The sequence below is a fragment of the Vreelandella maris genome, assembly GCF_013371085.1.
In the GTDB taxonomy this organism is placed as follows: domain Bacteria; phylum Pseudomonadota; class Gammaproteobacteria; order Pseudomonadales; family Halomonadaceae; genus Vreelandella; species Vreelandella maris.
Genome location: NZ_JABWCV010000052.1, coordinates 1 through 7605, shown reverse-complemented (window position 1 = coordinate 7605; position 7605 = coordinate 1). Strand labels below are relative to the sequence as shown.

Here is a 7605-nt window from a genome sequence, read left to right as displayed (position 1 = left end):
AAAAAAAAAACCCACCTCACGGTGGGTTTTTTTTTTGGCACGTATAAAGCTGGTATAAAAAATGGTTTAAAATCAAAAATCTATATTTAAAATCTATTTTATAGACTCCGTTCTTCAAGGGGGCTATCCGCATTTAGCATTCCTTCATAACCCATATTATTTTAAATAATTCGTGCACACGAATTTGCTACTACATATTCAAAGAGAATTCGCCTTATCTTGAATTACAGGCTTCGAATGGTTTTCATGCTCACAAAAAGGCGGTTAGGATCGTTAGTCAACGGATGGAAAATACCAAAGTGTTGGTAAAACCCCATAGCATCATCATCTAGTACATCTAGAATTAAGCCATACGCTGGCAAGCCCATATCACAAAGTTCGCAGGCTTTTCTAAGTGCTGTAACTAAGGATTTACCTCCGATACCTTTACCTTGATACCTTTGATCGATGGCTAGTCTAGCCAGCAGTGCAACAGGTGTAGGGTATCTAGGTAGGCTCTGTTGAATAGGAAGGGCTTCTTTTTCAACTGTATTTTGAGCAAGTGTGAAATACGCAGCAACGGGTGCATAAACACCGTTACCAGGTATTTTGTCTCTTGGTGTGTCTGGGAGGACCCAGGTAGAGCTGAGTCCTAATCCCATATGCTTACAAGAAAATCTTTTGAGAAATAGATTCATCTCTTCTTTGCCACAATCGAACCCACGAAGATCTTGTTGTGTTTTATTTACTGGGACAAAGCAGTGATGTAACGCCATTTAATTAGAAACCTTCTATATCCAGCTTACGTGCGGTCTCCTTGATCTTATCACTCAAAGGCTCCTCTCTGGAGCATACGTCTATAAAGTGATCAAATTGCTCATTTGTGAGGCGAATACTAGCGACCTCTTCCAAAATTTTCGGAGCATCTGTTCTGATCAGGCGAGTTAAGTACTGGGTCACAGTGCAGCCAGAAGCAGCAGATGCGCGTTCGACGAGCTGCTTAGTTTCCAGGTCTGTGCGTATATCTATACGATTGACAGCACTCATGATGACTACCTCTTTAGAATTCGAATCTGCTGTTAACTAGCAGCAGCTTCTGCGAATAGAATCAGCTGGTTGCTCGCAGGGTAACTTTTGTACGGCCAACCTCCGTACAATAAGGTTACTCGATAATTCTAGAGAGCGTAAATTTTGGAGGGATAACCACCCGCTAAAAACATCCGTAAGTGGTTGTTTTAAAACAAATTAATCACTGAACAAACGTCATTGTTATAATCAATCGGCCTCCGGCCGATTGATTATAACAATGACGTTTGTTCAGGTAAACTAGTTACTTTTATTTCCGCCAAATTATTATGGCCAAGCACTAAAATCATGGAACGACGCGCCTATACGTCATTCGATGAAATGGTAAAACACTGGCCTTTCTCTATCGGATCGTGAGACAACATTTTCAAGATGCCATCACAGACCTGGCAAGCTGTTTTATCGGCCGTAAGGCCGATGCAGCGAGCTTGCGAGCGGTAACCGGCAATGCACGATTACTGCCTCTGCACTGTAGCTGAAGCCACTTTCAGTTATTGAAATGTCTCATTACCTACTGACAAACAATGGTTTCTCAGCAAACTTTATCGTATTAACGCGCGTGAGCGCCCACCTGCGGCGCAGGTGCGTAGCACCTCGAAAGCCGCGTTGAGTGCGCCTTTGGCGCAACTTTATTAGGCAGCCCAGTGGGCTGGGCGTAGCGAAGTGGAGGGTAGGAGAGCGCATAGCGCTCTTTTCTGTACCTTTTCCCTTTTCCCCTTTTAGTGCTTTTAAACTATTGAAAATATTTGATAAATAGCTTTAAAAGAGGAGGGATTAATGGTTAAAAGAGGAGGGATTGATGGTTAAAAGAGGAGGGATTGATGGTTGTTAAGGGGAGAAAATGATGGTTAAGTGTGAGAAGAATATAGACCTCACACTATAAGCGTGGCCAAATGAAAGATGCTCAAGTCTACAAAGCGAACGCCTTAGTCGAAGCCTCGTATCGTCTGAGCCTTTATGAGCAGCGTGTTGTACTTGCATGTATCGCTCAGGTACGCAGGGATGAGCCTTTGACTGACCAGAAGCTTTATCGCATTAGTGCTCAAGAAATTGCTGACATGAGTGGCACTCAGATCGGAACGGCCTATCAGAATCTCAAATCAGCTTCTGAGCGTTTATTCGAGCGCCGAGTCACGCTGCACACAGCTCCTAACGGAGGCGGAAAAACCAAAGTACTTCTTACACGCTGGGTGCAAACTGTCGAGTATGACGAAGGCGAAGGAGCTGTCTCGTTGCGTTTTGGTACCGATATGGTGCCTTACCTCTCCCAGCTTACCGAGCAGTTTACTCGCTACGCCCTCGCCGATATTGCCAAAATGACTAGTGCTCACGCGGTTCGACTCTATGAAACACTCGCTCAATGGCGAGGTGCAGGCGAACGCGTCGTTTCAATTGATTGGCTGCGTGATGCTTTCCAACTAGAAAACCGTTACCCCAATATTCGTGACTTCAAGCGGTGGGTGATCGAGCCTGCAGTGGCGCAAATCAACGAGCATTCACCTCTTTGGGTTCAGTGGGATCAGCGCAAGACTGGACGACGGGTATCTCACCTGGTATTTACCTTTGGAGATAAAGCCTCCAAAAAGGCAAAGGCCTCTTCCAAACAAAAGCGTCCGTCAAAAACAGAAAATAGCCTCCAAGGGGCCCTCTTTGGCATTCCCCGGGCGATCATCGAGCAAAATGCCAAACCCGGGGAGAGCTACGACGATGCCGCTTTACGCCTTTTAAATGAGTCCAAACGCAAGCGGGCCAGCACCTAAACCGGCCACTGCCGTGCATGTCATGTGGCGGCTCATGCGAGTGCTACACTGACAATGTGACAATGAATGTGACAGGTCGTGACATGCCAAAATTCAATCTATCGCAGGCCGCTAGGTTATATGGGAAAAGCCGTATGACCCTGCACCGTCATTGCGACGCAGGCCGCCTAAGCTCTGTGCTCAGTGATGATGGCCAGCGCCTCATTGACCTGTCAGAGTTGATCCGTGCTTATGGTGAACCCCCCAGCTATAAGACACCTAATACACCCCAGAAGCTACCCCGGCGATACACGCAACACGAACGAGACACCCTGCTGCTCAATGAGCTGCAAGCCCTTCGTGACCAGGTGACCGCGCTACAGCAAGAAGTGAGCGAGCTTCGTCGCCTCCCCGCACCAGAACTACCTCCCAGCGAGCCCCAGTCCACACCTCAAAATGCCAGCACGCCGATCAAAGGATTTGACGACCTGCTCCAGCGTTTTGAAAGTCGGCAGTAAATCAACCGGGCAATGCTCCCAAAATTGTGCCAACCCGGGATGGAATAATGATGCGTAGGCTCTACTAGCATGCGTGTCCGGTGCAACATCCCCACCTTCCCCTACTCATGCTTGATCCGGCGCACATAGGGCGGCAACCGGGGCGTTACCGGCAACGGCTCGGCCTTGTGGCGCACGCGCTTCCAATCGCTCTTCAGCAGCCGGATCAGGTCGTGAGCGTCTTGCCTCACCCCACGAAACCCCGGCAGCTTGCGCAGACTATAGACCGCTTGCCGCACCTGTAGGTGGCGAGTATCTCGATCGGGGCGGCGTACCGCATCACGGAGGCGCGCCTTCCATTCAGTTCGACGCGCCTCCACCATCCGCCAGGTCCAACGATTGTCGAGTCGAACCAGCTCATAATCTTCCCGCCAGGCCTCCGGGCACCAGTACGGATTGGGCATGGTGACCCGCACCTCTCGAGCATCCTGCAGATCCTCGTAGTGCTGCGCAGGGTGCTCGTCATCTACCAGCAACCACCACACCGCATAGGGCTGACGCGGCGGCAGGTAGATCACTAGAAACCCGTTGCCGGCTCCATGCCGGCGACGACGACGACGCTCGTTTCGGTCAGCAGCTGTGCCGTATCGCGCAGCAAACTTGGCCGCCAGACGAGCGGCCTTCTCCCGCGACACCACCCCCGAGATCCACCTGACGTAGCCGAGGCGGACCAGATCCTGGATGCGCTGCATGGCAGCGCTCTTGTGACGTATTGACCCCATGTGACCTCCCGGTGAACTAGTACTGAGAGGTAGGGCGCGCGGTGACACCATGGGCATGAATAACATGATTAACGGCGCGGAGAGCACGCATATAAAAGATTCCAGGGCGTGCCGCCCCACTGCTGTCACCTCGGCCCCTATCTATCGGCGAGTGCCAAACTAAGGGGTGTGCCAGCCCCTCACGCGAGGGGCTGCCACCCCCTTGTTTGCTGCTGGTCGTGGATGCTTCCCACGACCAACTCGCCGTCGCGCAGTGCGGGTAATTCCGCTCGCTGCGAGGCAACGGGCGCTCGAGGCTGAAATGCCTCGTTCGACCCAATCCAGTTCACCGGGATTGGGCGACACGGACACGGGCAGCCGGGTAACCGGAGCTGACCCTGTCACGCGACGAAAGTGGGTAACCAGCCCCATCTGTGGGCGGCGGGCGACCGTCGAACGCATGCCGAACCTGTGGGCGCGGCGCTGGGGGAAACCCCAGCGGGCCAGACAGCCGAAAGGACTGGTCTGGCGGTACCAGGAGGCGCAAGCCGTCTGGGTCGACGAATAGCTCAAGCAGGTAACGGCGCCCCGCGAGGGTGCTGTTCGGAGTGTCATGCAGCCATGCTCTTTGGGAGCTGGCCATGGGCGAGGAAGTGATCAGGGAGTACCAGAGCCGTTTTGGAATCTTGGGCCTGGGAAAACCGGCAACGCCGGCGAGGTGCACAGCACTAGTCATCCTGATGACGGAGTCCAGTGGCGGTATGGCACGCAGTAGCGCGTGACTAACGTGGGAAACCCTACGGCCAAGGAACCGGGTGGCACCGGGGAGGCTATGGGCGGGAGCGGCGTTGAGTAGTGTCTGAGCTGGGCGGCGATATGGTCGAAGCCCTCAGCGAGCCCCTGAGTGATCGTGGCACACGAAAGACACCAGCGAGTGTGGGAGGGGCACTCCTCCCTCGCAGCAAGCAAGAACGGCAACATCGACGATGATCGGCACCGCGGGTGGCACCGCGGACGCCGGATGAGAGTTTGACCAGGGTGGCACCTGGTATTCGTTAACCAATCATCGCACCGCGCAAGACCGGCCGTGCGATCCATGTAACCAAGGAGGTATTTGATCCTTCAATGGCCCGTTTGGGCATCTTCACAGCCCCTCTTCGGAGGGGCTTTCTCATGCTAGCCTTTCCAAAATCTACGGATGCTAGAATAGAGATAACTAATCACTGATAACGGAGACGCCCATGACCCCATTCGGTTGGATGATCGTTGCCTTCGCCGTATTCATGACCGGCGTTTGCTTGTTCGCCTACGTGCAGATCGAGCGAAACGCCTATCAAACTCGCCAGCGGCGCCTGGCCCGCAAGCATGACGTTCAGGACTATCCGGCGCTCTGACGCGGCTCAAGGTCCACCGCAAACAACTCAATAGCGCCCTTAACACCCAGTCGACGGGCGCTTGGACGCGCTCAAAAACGAGCAATAGGGCCTAGTGTCTTGCGTTAAGAGATTAAATGTAATGAACAATCGCCCCCTCACCAAGTAGCCCCCTACCACGGTAACTCTCTTTACTTACGCCTACGCTGACGCAGGCGGGCTTGCAGCCGTTGCCAGTCCCTCGCTGGCACGTACTGTTCTGCCCAACGCAGCAGCAGCTCCGCAAGCCGCCAACCTGGGATATCGTCAGGGTAAGCAGTGGCATCGTGTGCAATACCCAACAAATCGAGCCGTGCGGCCCGCTGAGCGTTTTTATCGCTAAATGAGTAGTCCAGCAGCACGGCTAACCACAGCGACGCCTCGTCGGCCTGTAGGGCTCTCGGGCGGGGCATTAAAATTCATCCAGGTTGATCAACTCAAACACCTTTCGTTTGGCATGGGTAAGGTCGTTTTGAGCCAGCACGTGCCAATCATACGTTTCCGTACCGGGCCCCATTTCCTGGCCCACGGCACACCGATCCCGCTCGTAGCGGTACCGTGTCCCTGCAGGGGACTGCCATTCGGTGACGTTATCGCCGGTAAAGACGGGTTTGAGGTCGCTGATTTTGCGTAAAGCCATGGCCAGGTGTCCCGGTCAGTTCAGATAAGCATCATAATAGCCTATAAGCGTGATATTTTCACGCTTATAGGCTATCTGTCACAAAAAAGCCCGGCGCTGCTGGCCAGGCTTTTTACTATTGTGATCCTTGCTCACTGTCACGAGCATCCTTGTCGAGCGATCCCTGCTTAGGCCTTCCTACGACAAGCGTCCTTTGCTTACCGATGCCCAGTCGCCACCTGTTCAAGGGGGTACGCATACAGCGTAGGCCAATACGGGTCTATAGCTACGCCAACCATTAAACATGCTGTTTTTCACGCTTATTTTAGCCCAGGCAAAGAAAAGCCCGACTCACTGGGCGGGTGGGTCGGGCAAGCTTCCAATAGTGCCATCCTGACAAGCTCTCATGAGCGTCCTGCTCATGCTTCCGTGGCATCATCGAGCAATCCTTGCTCGGTCATCCTTAATAAAAAGCGTCCTAGCTTCATCTAACTTCTAACGTAGAAAAAATATTCGCTCGTTGCAAATCGCACTATATAACGTGAAATAATCACGCTTATAGCCCACAATTCAAGATTACCCTTATTATCTTGAGTTTTAACCAGTGCCCTGAGGCAGAGGGCTTAGCTGAGCAGCCTTGTGGGTGATCGGGTCTACCTGTCATACCAAACCAGCCCCTAACTGATAAGGCAGATGGGTTTTCATGTGATTAGGGCGTTTACTTTCCGGGCTGTGCCCACACAAGCATGACTACTTTGCCAGTGAGCTTTTACACGGTGTGATGCGCTATTCATTGGGGTACGCGCTCAGCAAAAATTAACGTCGCCGCTTTGTGATCACGTAGAACTACTTCGCTAGTGTACTGAAAACTATGGATATAACCGTTGGCAGACCTGTTCAGAAACCATACTTCTAAACAATTCGATAGAAACGAATATAAACAGTATTTTTAATCAATTTTTTTATTTATTTTGTGCGATTAATATTAGCGCACTTGCTGATGCAGCACGCCATAACGATCTGATAATTGGATCCGTAAATTAAAGAGAGTATTAATCATGAAAAAAGTTACCCTTATTTCTGCTATCGCCATCACATTAACGTCTACTGCTGTTCTAGCTGAACAGGGTTCTGGTGAGCTTAACGAAATCGTTCATGCAAGCACTTCTGCAAACTACAGTACCGAAAATTTGCACATTACCCCTGCTGATTTGACGCTTGTGAACGGCGATGCTGCCAAAAACGCTGTTATCGAGCCGAGCTCTGAATTGCATTATTCAACTAGCAACGATGACCAGTTTACAGCATCTGACCTGCCGGATCGTAATGCCTCTTAAAAGTAGATGAGCATTGCTGTTTGGAGCACAGCGGAGTCCAGCTTTATACGTGCCAAAAAAAAAACCCACCTCACGGTGGGTTTTTTTTTTGGCACGTATAAAGCTGGTATAAAAAATGGTTTAAAATCAAAAATCTATATTTAAAATCTATTTTATAGACTCCGTTCTTCAAGGG

At 51.3% G+C, this 7605-nt stretch carries 10 protein-coding genes; 4 read left to right on the top strand and 6 right to left on the bottom strand.

Annotated elements, in window-relative coordinates:
* Positions 1–224: 224 nt before the first annotated feature.
* Positions 225–755, bottom strand: coding sequence for a GNAT family N-acetyltransferase (locus tag HUO07_RS21150; protein WP_176305110.1), 531 nt, complete (start codon positions 753–755; stop codon positions 225–227).
* A gap of 4 nt (positions 756–759) precedes the next feature.
* A complete protein-coding gene (locus HUO07_RS21145; protein ID WP_176305109.1) occupies positions 760–1026 on the bottom strand; it encodes a type II toxin-antitoxin system TacA family antitoxin in 267 nt (88 codons plus the stop codon).
* A gap of 932 nt (positions 1027–1958) precedes the next feature.
* Between HUO07_RS21145 and HUO07_RS21140 the strand changes: the two genes are divergently transcribed.
* Both HUO07_RS21140 and HUO07_RS21135 read left to right on the top strand, forming a co-directional pair.
* Positions 1959–2825, top strand: a complete 867-nt coding sequence (locus HUO07_RS21140; RefSeq protein WP_176305108.1) for a replication initiation protein — start codon at positions 1959–1961, stop codon at positions 2823–2825.
* 134 nt (positions 2826–2959) lie between these two features.
* Complete coding sequence (locus HUO07_RS21135; RefSeq protein ID WP_176305107.1) at positions 2960–3322, top strand: hypothetical protein; 363 nt, start codon at positions 2960–2962, stop codon at positions 3320–3322.
* A 101-nt stretch (positions 3323–3423) separates the two neighbouring features.
* On the opposite strand, the gene HUO07_RS21130 is transcribed toward HUO07_RS21135, so the two are convergent.
* Both HUO07_RS21130 and HUO07_RS21125 read right to left on the bottom strand, forming a co-directional pair.
* On the bottom strand, positions 3424–4053 hold the full coding sequence (locus HUO07_RS21130) for a hypothetical protein (RefSeq protein WP_176305106.1): 630 nt from the start codon (positions 4051–4053) through the stop codon (positions 3424–3426).
* Positions 4054–4408: 355 nt separating this feature from the next.
* Positions 4409–4798, bottom strand: a complete 390-nt coding sequence (locus HUO07_RS21125) for a hypothetical protein (RefSeq protein ID WP_176305105.1) — start codon at positions 4796–4798, stop codon at positions 4409–4411.
* Positions 4799–5303: 505 nt separating this feature from the next.
* Between HUO07_RS21125 and HUO07_RS21120 the strand changes: the two genes are divergently transcribed.
* Complete coding sequence (locus tag HUO07_RS21120; protein WP_167408850.1) at positions 5304–5456, top strand: hypothetical protein; 153 nt, start codon at positions 5304–5306, stop codon at positions 5454–5456.
* 170 nt (positions 5457–5626) lie between these two features.
* On the opposite strand, the gene HUO07_RS21115 is transcribed toward HUO07_RS21120, so the two are convergent.
* Together HUO07_RS21115 and HUO07_RS21110 are read right to left on the bottom strand one after the other, a co-directional pair.
* On the bottom strand, positions 5627–5887 hold the full coding sequence (locus HUO07_RS21115; protein ID WP_176305104.1) for a hypothetical protein: 261 nt from the start codon (positions 5885–5887) through the stop codon (positions 5627–5629).
* Positions 5887–6114, bottom strand: coding sequence for a hypothetical protein (locus tag HUO07_RS21110; protein ID WP_176305103.1), 228 nt, complete (start codon positions 6112–6114; stop codon positions 5887–5889). The genes HUO07_RS21115 and HUO07_RS21110 overlap by 1 nt, the downstream gene beginning before the upstream one ends.
* 1037 nt (positions 6115–7151) lie before the next feature.
* Here HUO07_RS21110 and HUO07_RS21105 point away from each other — a divergent pair.
* On the top strand, positions 7152–7430 hold the full coding sequence (locus tag HUO07_RS21105) for a hypothetical protein (RefSeq protein WP_176305102.1): 279 nt from the start codon (positions 7152–7154) through the stop codon (positions 7428–7430).
* Positions 7431–7605: the final 175 nt, after the last annotated feature.

Coding starts and splice junctions, on each gene's coding strand:
- HUO07_RS21110 (WP_176305103.1), bottom strand. CDS start 6,114: ATGGCTTTACGCAAAATCAGCGACCTCAAACCCGTCTTTACCGGCGAT.
- HUO07_RS21140 (WP_176305108.1), top strand. CDS start 1,959: ATGAAAGATGCTCAAGTCTACAAAGCGAACGCCTTAGTCGAAGCCTCG.
- HUO07_RS21105 (WP_176305102.1), top strand. CDS start 7,152: ATGAAAAAAGTTACCCTTATTTCTGCTATCGCCATCACATTAACGTCT.
- HUO07_RS21150 (WP_176305110.1), bottom strand. CDS start 755: ATGGCGTTACATCACTGCTTTGTCCCAGTAAATAAAACACAACAAGAT.
- HUO07_RS21125 (WP_176305105.1), bottom strand. CDS start 4,798: ATGACTAGTGCTGTGCACCTCGCCGGCGTTGCCGGTTTTCCCAGGCCC.
- HUO07_RS21115 (WP_176305104.1), bottom strand. CDS start 5,887: ATGCCCCGCCCGAGAGCCCTACAGGCCGACGAGGCGTCGCTGTGGTTA.
- HUO07_RS21145 (WP_176305109.1), bottom strand. CDS start 1,026: ATGAGTGCTGTCAATCGTATAGATATACGCACAGACCTGGAAACTAAG.
- HUO07_RS21120 (WP_167408850.1), top strand. CDS start 5,304: ATGACCCCATTCGGTTGGATGATCGTTGCCTTCGCCGTATTCATGACC.
- HUO07_RS21130 (WP_176305106.1), bottom strand. CDS start 4,053: ATGCAGCGCATCCAGGATCTGGTCCGCCTCGGCTACGTCAGGTGGATC.
- HUO07_RS21135 (WP_176305107.1), top strand. CDS start 2,960: ATGACCCTGCACCGTCATTGCGACGCAGGCCGCCTAAGCTCTGTGCTC.